The organism is Subdoligranulum sp. DSM 23681 (assembly GCF_057005535.1).
The window spans coordinates 2785056-2802024 of sequence record NZ_CM168050.1 but is presented as its reverse complement, the minus strand read 5'-3'; the positions used below and the strand labels follow the sequence as shown (position 1 = coordinate 2802024).

Annotated in this window: 12 protein-coding genes, 3 tRNA genes and 1 riboswitch; of the genes, 4 read left to right on the top strand and 11 right to left on the bottom strand. The window is 56.7% G+C overall.

Translation table 11 applies throughout. The annotated features are described in order from the left end of the window. Positions 1 to 107 precede the first annotated feature (107 nt). Positions 108 to 2699 carry an ATP-binding protein gene (locus AC127K_RS12925; protein ID WP_483720893.1) on the top strand — a complete coding sequence of 864 codons (2592 nt, stop codon included), beginning with the start codon at positions 108 to 110 and terminating at the stop codon, positions 2697 to 2699. Positions 2700 to 2774: 75 nt separating this feature from the next. Here AC127K_RS12925 and AC127K_RS12920 read toward each other — a convergent pair whose 3' ends face one another. From AC127K_RS12920 to AC127K_RS12910, 3 genes are all read right to left on the bottom strand, one after another. Then, complete coding sequence (locus AC127K_RS12920; RefSeq protein ID WP_483720451.1) at positions 2775 to 3623, bottom strand: IS3 family transposase; 849 nt, start codon at positions 3621 to 3623, stop codon at positions 2775 to 2777. Continuing rightward, positions 3614 to 3964 carry a transposase gene (locus tag AC127K_RS12915; RefSeq protein ID WP_483720450.1) on the bottom strand — a complete coding sequence of 117 codons (351 nt, stop codon included), beginning with the start codon at positions 3962 to 3964 and terminating at the stop codon, positions 3614 to 3616. Before AC127K_RS12915 ends, AC127K_RS12920 begins: the two co-directional genes overlap by 10 nt. 95 nt (positions 3965 to 4059) lie before the next feature. Next, on the bottom strand, positions 4060 to 4998 hold the full coding sequence (locus AC127K_RS12910; RefSeq protein WP_483720892.1) for a cation diffusion facilitator family transporter: 939 nt from the start codon (positions 4996 to 4998) through the stop codon (positions 4060 to 4062). Between the two features lie 110 nt (positions 4999 to 5108). Next, positions 5109 to 5202: riboswitch (NiCo riboswitch) on the bottom strand. A 221-nt stretch (positions 5203 to 5423) separates the two neighbouring features. On the opposite strand from AC127K_RS12910, the gene AC127K_RS12905 reads away from it, so the two are divergent. Continuing rightward, positions 5424 to 6857, top strand: a complete 1434-nt coding sequence (locus AC127K_RS12905) for a DUF3329 domain-containing protein (RefSeq protein ID WP_483720891.1) — start codon at positions 5424 to 5426, stop codon at positions 6855 to 6857. A gap of 83 nt (positions 6858 to 6940) precedes the next feature. Here the strand turns inward: AC127K_RS12905 and AC127K_RS12900 are convergent, their stop codons facing one another. The 3 genes from AC127K_RS12900 to AC127K_RS12890 all read right to left on the bottom strand — a co-directional run bounded on the left by AC127K_RS12900 (position 6941) and on the right by AC127K_RS12890 (position 8121). Continuing rightward, positions 6941 to 7687, bottom strand: coding sequence for a hypothetical protein (locus AC127K_RS12900; RefSeq protein ID WP_294539970.1), 747 nt, complete (start codon positions 7685 to 7687; stop codon positions 6941 to 6943). A gap of 97 nt (positions 7688 to 7784) precedes the next feature. Then, positions 7785 to 7871 (bottom strand) — tRNA-Leu (locus AC127K_RS12895). A 163-nt stretch (positions 7872 to 8034) separates the two neighbouring features. Beyond that, positions 8035 to 8121: transfer RNA gene (locus tag AC127K_RS12890), tRNA-Leu, on the bottom strand. Between the two features lie 238 nt (positions 8122 to 8359). On the opposite strand from AC127K_RS12890, the gene AC127K_RS12885 reads away from it, so the two are divergent. Beyond that, entirely contained in the window at positions 8360 to 9148 is a 789-nt protein-coding gene (locus AC127K_RS12885; protein ID WP_294539972.1) for a DUF975 family protein, read from the top strand. Positions 9149 to 9238: 90 nt separating this feature from the next. Further along, a tRNA-Ser gene (locus AC127K_RS12880) sits at positions 9239 to 9330 on the top strand. A 141-nt stretch (positions 9331 to 9471) separates the two neighbouring features. On the opposite strand, the gene AC127K_RS12875 is transcribed toward AC127K_RS12880, so the two are convergent. The 5 genes from AC127K_RS12875 to AC127K_RS12855 form a co-directional block, all read right to left on the bottom strand. Further along, positions 9472 to 11595: a ribonuclease R family protein gene (locus AC127K_RS12875; RefSeq protein ID WP_483720890.1), complete on the bottom strand. Its 2124-nt coding sequence runs from the start codon at positions 11593 to 11595 to the stop codon at positions 9472 to 9474. A 143-nt stretch (positions 11596 to 11738) separates the two neighbouring features. After that, entirely contained in the window at positions 11739 to 11984 is a 246-nt protein-coding gene (gene secG, locus AC127K_RS12870) for a preprotein translocase subunit SecG (protein WP_483720889.1), read from the bottom strand. Between the two features lie 105 nt (positions 11985 to 12089). Beyond that, the gene (locus tag AC127K_RS12865; RefSeq protein WP_294539978.1) at positions 12090 to 14345 is read right to left on the bottom strand and encodes a DNA gyrase subunit A; all 2256 of its coding nucleotides are present in this window, start codon (positions 14343 to 14345) and stop codon (positions 12090 to 12092) included. Between the two features lie 14 nt (positions 14346 to 14359). After that, entirely contained in the window at positions 14360 to 16336 is a 1977-nt protein-coding gene (locus AC127K_RS12860) for a DNA gyrase/topoisomerase IV subunit B (protein WP_483720888.1), read from the bottom strand. Between the two features lie 196 nt (positions 16337 to 16532). After that, entirely contained in the window at positions 16533 to 16943 is a 411-nt protein-coding gene (locus tag AC127K_RS12855) for a hypothetical protein (RefSeq protein WP_483720887.1), read from the bottom strand. Positions 16944 to 16969 lie beyond the last annotated feature (26 nt).

Below are 16969 nucleotides of genomic sequence, written 5' to 3'. Positions count from 1 at the left end.
GCCCGCCGGCATGCTTTATAATGAAGATACAATAAGAAATTTTTAACAATGTACCGCCCATCCCGTACAGCGGATTCCTGGCAGACAGAAAAGAAAGGTTGCCTACCATGAACAGAAAAAAGGCCAAACGATACAAAAGCCTCCGCCGTGTTCTGAAAGATATGCGCCTGAGTCTGCTCGCCTTTGGCGTGCTGGTATGTCTGGCGCTGTTCGGCGTACTGATAATCCGGCGTTCCCTGCTGATCAACGGGCAGGAAACCGGCGCGGCGTTGGCGCGCAGCTATGCGGAGGAAGCCCGCAGCAACCTGACCGTGTACCAGACCCTGCTGAGTTACGGCACCGCCTTCTTGCAGGACCGGCTGGACGAGGGCTATACGGCCGAAGACCTGTTTGAGCCGGCAGATATGTATTTTGAGCGGGTGACCAGTGTTCTGGGTGAAGGGGTCGTCAGCCCGTTTTTGCTGGTGGGCGATGAAATGCTCACAGCCTCCGGACGCCTGCCCACCGATATCGACCCCGATTATGACGCACGCCAGCGGGATTGGTACCGCATGGCGGTGGCCGAAGAGGGCAAGGTCGTGGTGACCGGGCTGTACACCGACATAGTCACCGAAGAGCCGGTCATTTCGGTGGTGCAGTCCTTTGACAACGGGAACGTGGTGCTGGGATTTGATGTCTTTACCGAAAACTTCCATTTCCAGGCAGATCCTCTGACCCTGGCCCATGCGGATTCCTTCTTCTTATGCGACGCCACGGGAAAGGTCCTTTATTCCCGCACGGGCCTGCCTTTGGACAGCGAGGGAATCCAGAAATATTGCAGCTGTCTTTTGGAAAAGATTTATGCCGGCGAGCTGGACGAATACTGTGATTTCATCAAGGACCTGGACGGCGACCGCCGGGGTGTTTACTACACCCGGATGGAAAACGGCTGGTATTCCATCGTGACGATCCCCTACAGAAACCTTCTGGGCAATCTGCGTCCCTTTGGCAGCGTGCTGGCCATGATCCTGGGCGTTTCCCTGCTGGTCCTGGCAGTAACGGTCTGGCGGGAAAAGAAATACCATGACCGCATTGACCGCACCGACGAAACCGTTCGGGTACTGGGGAATTCCTACTATGCCCTGTACCGGATCGACTGTGCCCAGGGCACCTATGAGATGATCAAGAGCCCTTCCCCCGTGCAGGAGACTCTGCCCGCAACAGGCAATTACGCCGCCTTGATGAAAATCGTGGAAGAAGTGATGGAACCGGGCGCATATGCCGAATTTTCCAAGAGCTTCTCCCTGGAAAACATCCGCCGGCTGGTCCAGGCGCATACCCAGGATTTCGGCGGAGACTTTCAGCGAAAGTTCGGTGAGGAATATCATTGGGTGAATGTCCGGATCCTGTTCGATGAAATTCTCTCCCCCGAGGAAGTTGTGCTTTGCTTCCGGGAAATCGGTCAGGAAAAGCAGCGACAGATGGAAGAACGGCGTATACTGGAGGATGCCTTGGAGCTGGCCCACCGGAACGAGAGCGCCAAACAGTCCTTCTTCAGCAGCATGTCCCATGATATGCGTACCCCGCTGAATGCCATCGTGGGACTGAGCGAGCTGGCTTCCAGATACGACGACGCAGACCGGCTCAAGGAATATCTGCGCAAGATCAACAGCGCCAGCCGTCAGCTGCTGAATCTGATCAACGACATCCTGGACATGTCCCGCATGGAACAGGGCAAGGTCATGCTGAACAATCACGAGTTCGACCTGCGCGCCTGTCTGGAAGAATGCCTGGAAGCCTTCCGGTTCCAGGCTCATACCCAGAAGAAAACACTGGATGTGAAGCTGGACCTGGAACCGGCCCGCCTGCTCGGCGATCCAGCCCGCATCAACCAGATCCTGAACAATCTGCTTTCCAACGCCTTCAAGTTCACACCGGAAGGCGGCACCATCCGTCTGCATGTGACCCAGATCGACAAGGGCGATTATGCCAAATACAAAATCGTGGTGGCAGATACCGGCATCGGCATGTCGGCGGAATTCCTGCCCCATCTGTTTGAGCCTTACAGCCGGGAAATGCGTTTTTCCGCCAAGCAGAGCATCGGCACCGGGCTGGGAATGTCCATCACCAAAAACCTGGTGAGCCAGATGAACGGTGAACTGCAGGTGGAAAGCGAACAGGGCAAGGGCACCACCTTCACCCTGGTACTCCCCTTTGCAGTCATCGCCGACCAGAAAGCGGCGGCACCGGTCGCCTCCGCTCCGGAAGTATACCGACTGGAAGGGCGGCGCATCCTGCTTGCGGAGGACAACGAGGTGAACATGGAAATTACCACCGAACTGCTGCAGCTCAACGGCGTGGAGGTAACGCAGGCATGGAGTGGCCGGGAAGCCGTGGCGGCCTTTGAAAAGAGCGAGCTTTTCCAGTTTGATGCCATTCTGATGGATATGCAGATGCCGGAAATGGACGGCTGCGAAGCCGCCCGACAAATCCGGGCGCTCCCCCGCCCCGACGCTCCCGTGGTCCCCATCATTGCCGTGACCGCCAACGCCTTTGCCGAAGATATTGCCGCCACTTCCGCGGCGGGCATGAATGCCCATGTATCCAAGCCCATCGATTTCGGCCACCTGTGCCGTACCTTAGGCCGACTGACCGCCGGCACCGAAACCATAGCACCGGACACCCTCGCCCAGACGGATACGCCGGACACCACTTCCTGAAAAAGCAAAAAGCCCGCGGGAGAGTTCAGTGAAATGACCCCCAAAAGTTAGACAATATTTTCAAATAAAAACTGTTCAAGCAACCGAAAGGGCTTGTTGTCTGTGAATTGCAGGCGGCAGGCCCTTTAGCTTTGTCTTAATACGTCGGTTATTGTAGTAATCCAGATAGTCAATGAGTTCTTGTTTGAAGTGCCGCATGGACTGGAACTTTTGTAGATAGAGCAATTCGCTCTTGAGCAGACCGAAGAAGTTTTCCGCCACTGCATTGTCCAAACAGTTTCCCTTGCGGCTCATGCTTTGCCGGATGCCCTTTGCTTTAAGCATCCTCCGGTACTGCTTGTGCTGGTATTGCCAGCCCTGGTCGGAGTGAAGAATCAGTCTGGTTCCATCCGGTATGGTTTCAAAGGCTTTGGCAAGCATCTTCGTTACCATGCTTAAAACCGGACGGTCAGAGATAGCGTAGCTTACCAAATACCCATTGTGCAGGTCCAAGATTGGAGAAAGATAGAGCTTCTGGCCGAACAGGCTGAACTCTGTCACGTCAGTAACCCACTTCTGGTTTGGCATTTCCGCATGGAAGTCTCTGTTCAGCAGATTAGGGGCGATCTTGCCCACTTCTCCTTTGTAAGAGCGATACTTCTTGGGTCTGACACGGCAAACCAATCCCAGATCTTTCATGAGTCGCTGCACCGTCTTGTGGTTCAAATGTATACCGTTCTTGTGTAGTGCTGCGGTAATGCGCCGGTATCCATACCGCCCTTTGTTTTCGTGGTAAATGGAGGAAATCTCCGCTTTTGCTTCTTCGTATTTATCTTCCTTTTGCATCCGCTTCAGATGGTAGTAGAAAGTGGCACGAGGCAGTTGAGCGATTTCGAGCAGCTGGGACAAAGGATATTTCGGCCTTAGTGTTTGGACTACCTGCATTTTCTGTGCCGGCGTCGCTCTTCCTCCAAAACCAAGGCTTGCAAATTTTTTAGGTATTCGTTCTCCGCGCGCAGTCGCTGGTTCTCGGCAATAAGGTCTTCTTCAACTGTTTTAGACAGCTTCGCAAGCCGGCTTCTTCTTTTGCGCCCTCGACGTTCTATCGCCAATCCTTCCGGCCCTTCTTCAAGATAGATTCGTTCCCAGCGTTCAATAATGCCATGATCATTGATTTTAAACCTTCGCATTACTTCCCGAACACTTAAATGTTCTTCTCGCATTGTCTCCACTACCAGTTGCTTAAATTCCGGTGTGTAGCGTTTGTTTGGTATTCCTTTCGGCATAATAAAGCACCCCACTTGTTATCCAGTATACCATACTGTCTAACAAATGGGGTGCAGTTCATCAGCCTCTTCCGCGGGCTTTTTTTACAGGGAAATCACTGGCTTTCCGCCGACTGCACGACAGAACTGGGTGCCGGATTCAGGTGGATCATCACATGCTTGATATCGGGGAAATGACTTTCCATCTCAGTGTGTACGCGTTCGGCCACTGCATGGGCGTCCTGAAGGGTCTTTTGGCCGTCCACCTCGATCTCCAGGTCCACATAGACCTTGTTGCCGAACATGCGGGAGTGGAGCGTATCCACACAGACCACATCCTGCTGTTCACTGACGAACCGGCTGAGTTCCTGCTCATACTGCTCTCCGCAGGACGTATCCAGCATCTTGACCACCGCATCTTTGATGATGTCGTAAGCGACCTTGACGATGAACAGGCAGATGACCACGCTGGCCACCGAGTCCAGTACCGGGAAACCCAGCATGGCACCGCCGATACCGATCAGAGAGCCAATGGAGGAGAAGGCATCGGACCGATGATGCCATGCATCCGCCATGAAAGCCGCCGAGTTGATCTGCTTGGCATAGTACCGGGTATACCAGTACATGGCCGCCTTGGTCACAATGGAGACCACAGCGGCAATGAGCGCGATCAGCCCCGGCACGGCCAGCTTTTCATACTCGCCGGAAAAGATGTTTTCCAGGCCGACGCGGCCCACACCCAGCCCGGTGGCCATGAGCACCACGCCCAGGATCAGAGAAGCCACGCATTCCAGGCGTTCGTGGCCGTAGGGATGGGCGGCATCCGCTGCGCGCCGGGATACCTTGACGCCGATCCAGGCAATGAGGGTGGTCAGCACATCCGAAAACGAGTGAATGGCGTCGGAGATCATGGCGCCGGAATGTCCCCAGATACCGGCCAGCAGTTTGAAGCCGGAAAGGATGGCATTGCCGACAACACTGACCAGGGACAGACGCCGGATCACGGCGTCCTCATCAAGATGACGGGCGGTTGCGTGGGTTGAACGGGTTGACATAAAAGAAACCTCCTGTTGGGCCGCTGTGCGGCCGTACTGTATTCTCTTATGTGCACCTCATTGAGATACGGTTCCACCAGGGTATAGAAAAAGGCACCTGTGGAACATACAACTGTCCCACAGATGCCGTCGTTCACATCTGCTGCCGCAAAGGCGGCCCGACCCCATGCCCGGAATGGGCATCGCCTGCTCAGTTTGTACTGTTGATCTCGCACCCTTTTTGCAAGGATGTAATGCAGTGCAAAGAGTATAAGTCATAGTATCATATTTTATGATCCAACGCAAGAGAAAAATACCCTTGCCTTGAAAAAAAAGTGCCGTTGTAGTAAGATACACCTGAACGGCAGCTGCGATTCCGGACGGAGGTGCGGAGCTGCGCAGCCGCCATTTCCCTTTCAAAATTCACTTTCAGGAGGATGCCGCCTATGCACGACAAGGCCTCTGCGCTGCGAAAGAAATGTTTTACCGCCGCCGCTGCGGTGGTTTTTCTATGGATGTTCTTGCTGAACTGTCTGACCCCTTACATTGCAGATGATTTCACCTTTGCCTATGCCTTTGACACGGGACTGCGGCTGCACAGTCTGCCCCAGCTCTTGAAAAGTCTGGCCTACCATTATTATGAATGGAGCGGCCGGGTGGTGGTGAAATTCTTTGCCCAGGGGTTCACCATGTTCCCCAAGGTCCTGTTCAACCTCTGCAATGCTGCCGCCTATCTGGCACTGGCTCTGGTCATCTACCGGCTGGCCAGAGGGCGCCGCACCGGGCGGTATGATCTGGTTGTCTTTGCGCTGATCCTGGCATCTCTGTGGGAAATCAGTCCGGCATTCGGACAGACCAACCTGTGGATGTGCGGTGCCTGCAATTACCTGTGGGCCAGTCTGGGATGTCTGGCCTTTCTGCTGCCATGGCGCTATTACCTGCAGAAACCGTTTGCAGGCAGTTGGCGGCTGACCGCAGGCATGGCCCTGGCCGGACTGCTGGCCGGCTGGCTGAGTGAAAACACCAGCGCCGGCATGCTGGTCTGCCTTGTCCTCTGCCTGCTGGCTCTGCTGATCCGACACCACAGAATCCCCTCCTGGATGTGGTCCGGCTTCGCCGGTTCGGTAGCCGGGTTTGTGATTCTGATCGCAGCCCGGGGCAATTACAATCGGGCTTCGGTTTACGGGGATTATGAATCCTTCCTCACGCGGTATGCGGTACGCTTTTTCAACTGTCTGAACATGCTGAAAGAGTATGCCCTGCCCCTGCTGTTCGCCTTCGTGATCCTGTTCGTGCTGCTGGTCTTCCAATGCAGCACGGACAAAACCGGATACGGCCCCATAGTCTGGCCGGTGATTCTGCTGCTGGGCGGTCTGGCCGCCAATTTTGCCATGATCCTGAGCCCCGATTACTACGAGCGCTCCACCCACGGCCCCTTTACCCTGCTCACCGCTGCCTGTGCGGCCTGCGCGGTACAGCTCAGCGGCCGGACGCTGCGCAAAGCGCTGACCTGTGCCGCCGCCTGCGCAGGCCTTGTGTGCGCCTTCCATGCGGCGGAGGCCGGATATGACATTGCCAGCTACTATGTGATGTACCAAACACGGGACGGCCTGCTGCGCACCGAGGCCGCCGAACTGGGTGAGCAGGCGCCTCAGGCCGAACTGGTCAGCTACGCCATCGAACCGTACACACACTGGTGTGCCGCCTACGGACTGCCGGATATCCGGGAAGACAGCGGCGATTCCATCGGCCTGTGCCGTGCCCGCTGGTACGGGGTCGGCGGCATCACCGCCACCGAGGCCCGCACCTATCCGTTCCCCGGGCACATGAACGATGCATACGCTGCCGGTCAGGCCCAGGCGGAAGACAGCGCTTCTTGAAAACAAAACACCGGAACCTGCCACAGTCGGCGGTTCCGGTGTTTTATTATGTTCGGTTTTGAAGCCGGCTTCCGGCCCGGTTGTCACTCCCGCGTCCGTGCCCGATCCGCCGGACGCAGTTTCTGGCAATACTGGGTGCAAAGCTTGTCGGTACACTGCGAGCACTGCAGGGCCACGTTGGAATGATCCCAGAATCGTTCCGGGTACATCATAACGCACAGTTCCCACACCAGCCAAGCGGCAATGGACATAAGCACCAACGAGGTGGCGAAGAATCCCCCCATAAAAATCAGCGGCGAAAACATCATCAGGTGGTCCCAGTTGAAGATGCGGCAGGTGGTGCAGCAGCGGTTTTTCATAATGAGACGGAACGGACACCAGATCAGCACGCAAATCAGATCACAGACATAAAAGAACACCGAGATCATGAACAGGGTGATTTTATCGATCACGCCGGCATAATGCAGCACACCGATGGCAGCGATCAGGGCGCACCAGATCAGAAACACTTTGTACGCCGCTTTGGTTGTGGCCACGATATAACTTTTGAGGGCTTCGTAGTTGATTTTTTCCCGGATAGGCCGAAAACGATTGGCAAAGAGTTTCTGGGACCCAAGCGGCACCTTGTTTTTGATGGGAAATATCTGCAGGATCATATCCATGACCCAAACAAACCACAAAAGATGCAGCGGAGAAAATGTTCTGAAGAAATTCATGCCTTCCAGCACCGTGAAAACACCGCGCCGAAATACACACGCAAGGGTGCACAGCAGGAAAATCAGACTCCGCCCCACCAGGCGGGCCACATAAATTTTTCTGGTCCTGGACATGACTGCCTCTTTCCTGTACAGCCGGAAAACGGTGTCCCGTTCCGTGCGAGAGTTTGCCGGATAAAGAAAATCCCGAACGCGGAAGCGTTCGGGATTTTGGTGCGGATGAAGGGATTTGAACCCACACTCTTTTAAGGGAACTAGAACCTGAATCTAGCGCGTCTGCCAGTTCCGCCACATCCGCATATTGTTTTGTCAGCCGGTCACCCAGGCGACATGTATTATTATACACATGCTCCCGGGATTTGTCAACACTTTTATTAAGAACTTATTTTCCCCTGTTTTTCGTTTTTTGCCGCACCTTGTCGGGCAACAAAAAATCCCGGGCGCCAAAGCGTCCGGGATTTTGGTGCGGATGAAGGGATTTGAACCCACACTCTTTTAAGGGAACTAGAACCTGAATCTAGCGCGTCTGCCAGTTCCGCCACATCCGCATATTCTGTTCGTCGGCAGGTCTCCCTGAGCGACGAATATTATTATACACACCGGCCCATGGTTTGTCAACACCTTTTTTCAAAAAAATTCCATGCTCCTGTAATCGATACGCTTTCCTGCGTAGCGTCGTTTATTTACAATTTAGAAACAGTGTTACCGGTTTTCCATTTTCCGTTTCCATGCTATAATAAGGGAAAACTTCGGCCCTTGCTGGCCATTTCCGGGAGGATCTTTCTTATGTGGACTTGTTCGCTTTTGAAGCAGAATGCCAGACAGGCGTTGTCCGGTACATACTGGCGCACTTTTGCCCTGTGCCTTCTGCTGGCTATTGTGGGCGTGGGCGACTATTCAGTTACTGCCTCGTATCATTTTGAAACCGAGGTCGACCGCCTGAACACCATGTTCCGCGGCAGAGTCTGGACCGGGGAGGCTGCCCAGGCCGACATCTGGCAGCAGCTGGCCGGAATCCCCGCTGCCGTATGGAGCATTGTGTTTGTCATCCTGCTCATATCGGTGGTGATCGCTGTGCTGTGGGCCGCCTTTGTCGCTGCGCCCCTGGAAGTGGGACGCAACCGCTTCTTCATGGAGAACCGCCAGAGCCCTGCACCGCTGCGCACCGTCACCACCGTTTTCCGTACCCCCTATCTGAACATGGTCAAGGTGAAATTTCTGGTTGACCTGAAGATTGTGCTGGGACTTTTCCTGCTGGTGATCCCCGGCATCTACTGGGCGTACTGCTATCTGATGGTCCCCTATCTGCTGGCGGAAAATCCCTACATGAGCACCACCCGCGCCATGCAGCTGAGCCGCGAGATGATGCACGGCGAAAAGTGGCACGCCTTCTTGCTGCGTCTTTCCTTCGTGGGCTGGGTCATTCTGGGCATGCTGACCCTTGGGATCGGGCTTCTGTTTCTGGAACCCTACTATCAGGCAACCATGGCGGAACTGTATGCCGCTTTGCGCAGCAAAGCCTTTGCCATGAACCTGACCGATGCCAGTGAGCTGGGCGGTTTTGTGCGCCACTGATATCCGAAGAAAAAAGTCAAAAAAACACTTGACAGTTGGCTCGGACCTTGCTATAATAACTCTTGCAGCTTGGCGTTGCCGAGCTGCTATGGAAAGATGGCTGAGCTGGTCTAAGGCGCACGACTGGAAATCGTGTAGGGCCCTGAAAGCCCTCGAGGGTTCGAATCCCTCTCTTTCCGCCAGAAAAACCTTTCGGAAATTCCGAAAGGTTTTTTCTTTTATAATTTTCTTTCTGCTTACGGGACAGAGTTCTTCCTGCCACGCAAAAACAGCCGCCTTCCCTGCATTGGGGAAGGCGGCTGTTTTTCAGTCAGAATCAGAAATCACTGAGGCATGAACTCAAAATCAATGCGGCCCAGAGGCACATCGGCTCCGGCAACCTTGACCTTGATGGGGCTGCCCAGCATCCAGGTACGGCCGGTGAGCGGGTCGGTCAGGGATACGCCCTCGGTGACGGCGGCTTCCCCCTTGCACAGCTGGGCGGCAGGCACAAACCCTTCCACCGTGTTGTCCAGGGCCACAAAGACGCCCCGGGCAGTGATGCCGGAGATGGTGCCGTCATAGACCTCGCCCAGATGGCCGTGCATATACTCGGCCTTGTACAGGTCCTCCACGTCGCGCTCAATGCGCACGGCGTCCACTTCCTTGCGGCTGGACTGCTCGCTGGCATGGGTGGCAAACTCGGTATAATTCTTGACCAGACGTTCATGCGGTGCCCCCACCAGCATATCGGTCAGGATACGGTGAATGGCCAGGTCAGGGTACCGGCGGATGGGGCTGGTAAAGTGCGCATAGTCCTTGAGCACCAGGCCAAAGTGGCCCAGAGGCTCCGGGCTGTACCGGGCTTTCTGCATGCTGCGCAGGATACCGGTATGCACCGGAATGCGGATGGGAGTATCACGGGTCTCATCCAGCAGGGCGGACAGCTCCAGCTGGGTGGGGATTTCGCCTTTGAACACCGGGTTCAGGCCGCAGGCTTTCAGGGTGGCCCGGAGCTTTTCCATCTTTTCGGCATCGGGGGCTTCGTGTACACGGTAAACGAAGGGCACGCGATGGGTGCGGCCGGCGTTGGCCGCGCACTGGTTGGCCAGCAGCATGAATTCCTCGATCATGCACTCGGACACGCCGCGGCCGCGCTTGACGATGTCCACGCAGCGCCCGGTCTCGGGATCGATGACCAGCTTGGCTTCATCCGACTCGATCTCCATGCTGCCGCGTTCCCGCCGCAGGGCCAGCCGCTTTTCGTACAGCTCATTCATCACCGGCAGCTGGGCCAGGACTTCGCTGTATTTATTCTGCAGGTCCTCCCCTGCCGTGCCGTCCAGCAGGGAGTTGATCTCCTTATACACGCCCTTGACACGGCTGCGGATGACCGTCTTGACAAACTGGTAGCCATGGATGTTGCCCTTTTCGTCCAGGCGCATCAGGCAGGAGAAAGCCAGCCGGTCTTCCCCTTCGTTCAGGCTGCAGATGCCGTTGGACAGCTGCTGGGGCAGCATGGGGATGACCTTGTCCGCATAATAAATGCTGGTGGCACGCTCGTAGGCTTCCTTGTCCAGAGCCGTGTCCGGACGGACATAGTGACTCACATCCGCGATGTGAACCCCCAGTTCATAGCCGCCATCCTGCAGATGCATCAGGCTGATGGCGTCGTCGATATCCTTGGTCTCGGCGCTGTCGATGGTGAAGATGGGCAATCCCCGCAGATCCATGCGGTGCGCCGCTTCGGCGGGATCGATCCGGGCGTTGTCATAGGCAGAAGCTTCCTGCATGACTTCGTCCGGGAATTCCTGCCGCACATCGCGGCCATAGAGAATGGCCTTGGCACACTCACAGGCATAATCGGAGGAACCGAACCGCTCGGTGACGGCAGCGCGGTGGTCCATGTGACGGCCGCCGCGGCCGGTGAGCACAGCGCCCACTTTGTCGCCCAGCTGGGCGCCGTTGATGGCCTTCTTGTCCAGTATGATGCGCACGTCCCGGCAGCCATCCGGCTCCACCGCCATACGGCCGTCATCGGTCATGGTGATTGTACCGGCAAAGCTGTTGTGGGGCTCGGTGACTTCCAGCACTTCGCCTTCTGCGCTGCCCTCTACCCGGGGACGCTCAAACAGTTTGACCAGGATCTTGTCATGAGGCATGGCACCATGGAGGGCGCGGCCGGGGATGAAGATATCGCCGGTGCCATCGTCCCGGGCGGCAAAGCCGAAGCGTGCCGCCAGCTTGACCAAGGTGCAGGGAATGCCCGCCGGAGCAGATTCGTTTTCGATGGTGGCAAGCCCCGGGGCATACTGGCCATCACGCACGGTCAGCAGGCCGGTGGCCACCATGCCGGACACGGTGCTGCGCAGACGGGTGTTGTCCACCTGCAGGTTGTTCTGCAGTTCCCGCAGGGTGTGGGGGCGCCGCTTGACGGCATTGAGAATATTTTTTTGCAGTGGTGTCATGTGGTATTTACTCCTCCCTGACGTCGCCCCGTCGGCCGGCGGGGCCCTTCCGTGCGGGTCTGGCCCGCAAAACCTTCTTCTTTATGAACTTTCCCATAAAAAACGGCCCGCGGGTTCCGGCGGGCCGTTTTCTGTCAAATGGATTACAGGCGGGCGTTGACAACGCTGACGACCAGCGCGGCAATCAGGAACACAGCGCCCAGAATCTTGGTGAACTTGGCCAGCTTGGCATCCAGGCCGCGCTCACGGCCGGCAGCCATGAAACTGTTGTCGCCCATAATGGCACTGGAAAGGCCGCGGCCCTTCTGCTCCTGCGCCAGGGTGAACATAACGATCAACAGGCAGGCGATGATGAGGATCACGCCGAACACGATTTCATAGATTCCCATTTGTAGCACTCCTTCAAAGTCTCATGCAGGATATACTATACCACACCCTATCCCGAATTGCAAGAAAATTTTGGCGTGGTTTCTGCAAAAATACGCACCGTCCCTTTACAGGGTCATCTGCTCCACGCTGTCAGTCTCCTTGAGCAGGGCACCGGCAGCCGGCAGGGTGCGCACACGATAGCGATGGGGATCGGCCAGCTCCAGCCCCGCCGCAGGACGCACCCGGGTGATGCGGGAATTCTTTTTCAGGTTGACCACATTGACACCGGCGGTGTCCCGGGTGGTCTTTTCGGGGATGAGAGCGCTGCCGGCCAACAACAGACGGGTGGTGGCCGGACCCGCATTGACGAAGATGGCCAGCTCCTGTTCCTCGGTCAGATGGAGGATGGCCGCCAGCTCCGCCTTGTCGCTGTAGGCCTTGAGCAGCTTGCGGCGGTTCTGCTTGGTCTGGTAGCTGGTCAGAGGCACCTTGGCACATTTGCCGTTCTGGAAGAAGAAGAACATGTGGCCGCTGTAATCGGCGGTCACGGCCATGAAGACGGGCACTTCCCCGTCGTCCATGCCTAGGGTGGAGGCAACATAATCCCCCAGCACGCTGGCCTTGGAGTCGGAGAAATCCGCCGCGCGGGTCTTGTAGACCTGGGCGTGGTTGGTGAAAAAGAGCAGCTCCACGCTGTTGGTGGACTCACAGGTAAAGGCGATCTCGTCCCCGTCCTTGAGTTTCTGCTCACCGGACATGCGCAGGCTCTGGGGGGTGATCTTCTTGAAATAGCCTTCCCGGGTGAAGAAGAGATGCACGGGATAGTCCGGAATCTCCTGCTGCTCCTCCTCTGCACTCTCCTCCGGCAGGTCGTACAGAATCTCGCACCGGCGAGGTTTGCCGTACTTCTGGGCCACCTCGGTGAGTTCCTTCATGATGATCTTGTTGATGCGGGCCGGACGCTTGAGGATGTCTTCCAGGTCGGCGATCTCCTTTTCCAGCTCCTCGATCTCCTCGGTGCGTTTGAGGATGTATTCCCGGTTGAGGTGCCGCAGCTTGATCTCGGCCACATACTCGGCCTGGACTTCGTCGATGCCGAAGCCGATCATCAGGTTGGGGACGACCTCACTCTCCTCGGCGGTCTCCCGGACGATGCGGATGGCTTTGTCGATATCCAGCAGGATGGCCTCCAGACCGCGCAGTAGGTGCAGACGCTTCTGCTTGCCCTGGAGGTCATGGTAGGTACGGCGGCGCACGCATTCAGCCCGGAAAGCCGCCCATTCCAGCAGGATGCCCCGCACGCCCAGCACCCGGGGCTGGCCGCCGATAAGCAGGTTGAAGTTGCAGGCAAAGGAGTCTTCCAGCGGGGTGGCCTTAAACAGCCGTGCCATGAGTTTGTCCGGGTCCTGACCACGCTTGAGATCAATGGTCAGCTTGAGGCCGTTCAGGTCGGTCTCATCGCGCATATCGCTGATTTCCCGGATCTTGCCCGCCTTGACCAGCTCGGTGATCTTGTCCATGATGGCTTCCACCGTGGTGGTGGGCGGGATGCGGGTGATGTCGATGCAGTTGTTTTCCTTGTCATAGGACCAGGCAGCCCGAACCCGGATGCTGCCCCGGCCGTTTTCCAGCACGTTCTTCATCTCGGCGGCATCATACAGGATACTGCCGCCGCCCACAAAATCCGGGGCGGGCAGCAGCTGCATCAGGTCGGCGTTCTCGTCCTTCATCAGGGCGATGGTGGCATTGCACAGTTCGGCCAGATTGAAGGAACAGATGTTGGAGGCCATGCCTACGGCAATGCCCAGGGTGTTGTTGGCCAGAATGGTGGGGAAAGTCACCGGCAGCAGGGTGGGCTCGGTGGTGGTGCCGTCGTAGTTGGGCACGAAATCCACCGTGTCCTTGTCGATGTCCCGGAAGAGTTCCTCGCACACCGGTTCCAGCTTGGCTTCGGTGTAACGGGCGGCAGCGTAGGCCATATCCCGGCTGTACGCCTTGCCGAAGTTGCCCTTGGAGTCCACGAAGGGCACCAACAGGCTTTCGTTGGAGCGACCCATACGCACCATGGTATCGTAGATGGCAGCATCACCATGAGGGTTCAGGTGCATGGTGCTGCCCACGATGTTGGCGCTCTTGGTGCGTGCCCCTTTGAGCAGGCCCATCCCGTACATGGTGTACAGCAGCTTGCGGTGGGCGGGTTTGAAGCCATCGATCTCCGGCAGGGCGCGGGAGACGATCACGCTCATCGCATACGGCATATAGTTGGTTTCCAGCGTCTGGGTGATGGGGCTTTCGATCACTTCGCCCGCCGAGAGGATCTCTACATTATCCCCCAGCTGCGGGCGGGCAGGCGCCTGTTTCTTTTCACGTTTTTTTGCCATGGTTCCTCCCCTTGTCAGGACACATCCAGATCATCCAGATACTCGGCGCCGTGTTCCGCAATATGTTCCTTGCGGCCGGCCAGGTTATCCCCCAGCAGCAGATCGAACACCTCGGAGGTCTGCTTGGCGTCGGTGGGCAGCACCTTGATCAGGCGGCGGCTCTCCGGGCTCATGGTGGTCAGCCACATCATTTCAGGGTCGTTCTCGCCCAGACCTTTGGAGCGCTGGATGGTATATTTCTGGCCGTCAATGCGGCGCAGGATATCCGCCTTTTCCGGCTCGGTATAGGCGAAATACGTCTTGGCCTTGGTGTTGATCTCATACAGCGGGCTCTCGGCAATATAGACGTAGCCCTGGTTGATGAGGGTGGGCGTAAGACGGTACAGCATGGTCAGCACCAGGGTGCGGATCTGATAGCCGTCCACGTCGGCGTCGGTACAGATGACGATTTTATTGAAGCGCAGATTGTCCAGGTTGAAGGTGGCCAGGTCCTTGTTATGGGACCCGCCCAGCTCCACGCCGCAGCCCATGACCCGGATCAGGTCAGTGATGACCTCCGACTTGAAGATGCGGGCATAATCGGCTTTCAGGCAATTCAGGATCTTGCCGCGGATGGGCATGATGGCCTGGAATTCGGAGTCGCGGCTCTGCTTGACCGCGCCCATAGCGGAATCGCCCTCCACGATATACAGTTCCCGCCGGGAGGCGTCCTTGGTGCGGCAGTCCACAAACTTCTGCACCCGGTTGGCAATGTCCATCTGCTGGGTGATGTTTTTCTTGATGGAGATACGGGCCTTTTCAGCGTGTTCCCGGCTCTGCTTGTTGATGAGCACCTGTTTACAGGCTTTCTCCGCTTCGTCGGGGTTTTCGATGAAATAGACTTCCAGCTGATGCTTGAGGAAATCGGTCATGGCCTGGGCCACAAACTTGTTGGTGATGGCCTTCTTGGTCTGGTTCTCATAACTGGTGCGGGTGGAGAAGCTGGAAGAGACCAAGATCAGGCAGTCCTGCACATCGGCAAAGGTGATGGCGCTTTCGTTCTTTTTATACAGCCCCTTGTTTTTCAGCCATGCATTGATCTGATTCACAAAGGCCAGACGCACTGCACGGTCAGGGCTGCCGCCATGTTCCAGCCAGCTGGAGTTGTGGTAATATTCCAGCGCCTGGGTCTGGTTGGAGAAGCAGAAGGCCACATTCATCTTGACCTGGTATTCGGGCTGGTCTTCCCGGTCACGGCCCACGGCGGAACCGGCACAGGCATGCACCGGCGTGAGGGCCTTGTCCCCTGCCAGCTCGGCCACATGATCCACAATACCGTTTTCATAGTAGTAAGAGATTTTTTCCGCACGCTCTCCCGAGCGGTCGTTAAAGACCAGGGTCACGCCGGCATTGACCACCGCCTGCCGTTTGAGCATATCCCGGAAGGTCTCGGGCGATACGGTGATGTCGGTGAAAACATCGGTATCCGGCATCCACCGGATGACGGACCCGGTACGGCGGCCGCTGAAAGGTTCCTTTTTCAGTCCGCCCACATTCTCGCCTTTTTTGAAGTCCAGGTGATAGTGAAAGCCGTCCCGGTAAATATCGGCCGTCATCCAGGCACTGGCATACTGGGTGGCACACAGACCCAGACCATTGAGGCCCAGGGCAAAATCATAGTTGCCGGCTCCCTCGCCGTATTTGCCGCCGGCATACAGTTCACAGAAAACCAGGTCCCAGTTCCACCGCTGTTCAGCCTTGTTATAATCTACCGGAATGCCGCGGCCGAAGTCCTCAACCTCCACGCTGTGGTCCGGGTAGAGGGTAACATTGATTTTGTCACCAAAGCCGTCCCGGGCTTCGTCGATGGAGTTGGAGACGATCTCAAAAATGGAGTGAGCGCAGCCTTCCACACCGTCGGAGCCAAAAATAACGGCAGGACGTTTGCGGACACGGTCCGCGCCCTTCAGACTTTTAATGCTTTCGTTGCCGTAAACCTGTTTTTTTGCCATGCGGCTTCCCCCTGAAATTGCGTTGTGACGAGTTCATGTGTATTTTGCGCGTATTTATTATTTAACCATGAAGTGGAAGGGTTTGTCAAATAATGCTTTCATTATATCACAACCCTTGGTTGTATTGCAAGACAAAAGCAACCGCCGGAGCGGAAGGCTCCGGCGGCGTTTGTGCTCAGACGGGAAGCAAGTCAGATCAGTTGCTGCTGCCTTCCACCTCTTCCTTCAGGTAGGCGTCCAGTTCATCGGCGGCTTCATTCAGCTTTGCCTCGGCCTCGGAATCGTCTGCGGTGGTGCTGTCGGCTTGCAGCTGTTCCGACTGCTCCTGAATCTCCGCCAGCTGCTCTTTCACCTTCTCGGTCACCGCCTGCTTTTCCTCCTCAGCGGGCGTGGCCTCGTCTTCCTGAGAGGCAGGCTGAGAGTCTGAAGAAGCGGGTTCCTGGGCGGTATCGTCGGAGGAAGCCTCCGGGGTCTGGGTATCCGCAGAGGCAGCCGGGTCAGACGCGGGCTGGGATTCGTCGGTCTTGGGGGTGCAGCCGAACAGCGCCAGACTCAGACCGGCAGCCAGCAAAAGGGCGGCAAGACGGGACATTGTGCGACGTTTCATTTGTGTTCTCCTTTGGCAAGGTGTTA

Coding starts and splice junctions, on each gene's coding strand:
- AC127K_RS12925 (WP_483720893.1), top strand. CDS start 108: ATGAACAGAAAAAAGGCCAAACGATACAAAAGCCTCCGCCGTGTTCTG.
- AC127K_RS12920 (WP_483720451.1), bottom strand. CDS start 3,623: ATGCAGGTAGTCCAAACACTAAGGCCGAAATATCCTTTGTCCCAGCTG.
- AC127K_RS12915 (WP_483720450.1), bottom strand. CDS start 3,964: ATGCCGAAAGGAATACCAAACAAACGCTACACACCGGAATTTAAGCAA.
- AC127K_RS12910 (WP_483720892.1), bottom strand. CDS start 4,998: ATGTCAACCCGTTCAACCCACGCAACCGCCCGTCATCTTGATGAGGAC.
- AC127K_RS12905 (WP_483720891.1), top strand. CDS start 5,424: ATGCACGACAAGGCCTCTGCGCTGCGAAAGAAATGTTTTACCGCCGCC.
- AC127K_RS12900 (WP_294539970.1), bottom strand. CDS start 7,687: ATGTCCAGGACCAGAAAAATTTATGTGGCCCGCCTGGTGGGGCGGAGT.
- AC127K_RS12885 (WP_294539972.1), top strand. CDS start 8,360: ATGTGGACTTGTTCGCTTTTGAAGCAGAATGCCAGACAGGCGTTGTCC.
- AC127K_RS12875 (WP_483720890.1), bottom strand. CDS start 11,595: ATGACACCACTGCAAAAAAATATTCTCAATGCCGTCAAGCGGCGCCCC.
- secG (WP_483720889.1), bottom strand. CDS start 11,984: ATGGGAATCTATGAAATCGTGTTCGGCGTGATCCTCATCATCGCCTGC.
- AC127K_RS12865 (WP_294539978.1), bottom strand. CDS start 14,345: ATGGCAAAAAAACGTGAAAAGAAACAGGCGCCTGCCCGCCCGCAGCTG.
- AC127K_RS12860 (WP_483720888.1), bottom strand. CDS start 16,336: ATGGCAAAAAAACAGGTTTACGGCAACGAAAGCATTAAAAGTCTGAAG.
- AC127K_RS12855 (WP_483720887.1), bottom strand. CDS start 16,943: ATGAAACGTCGCACAATGTCCCGTCTTGCCGCCCTTTTGCTGGCTGCC.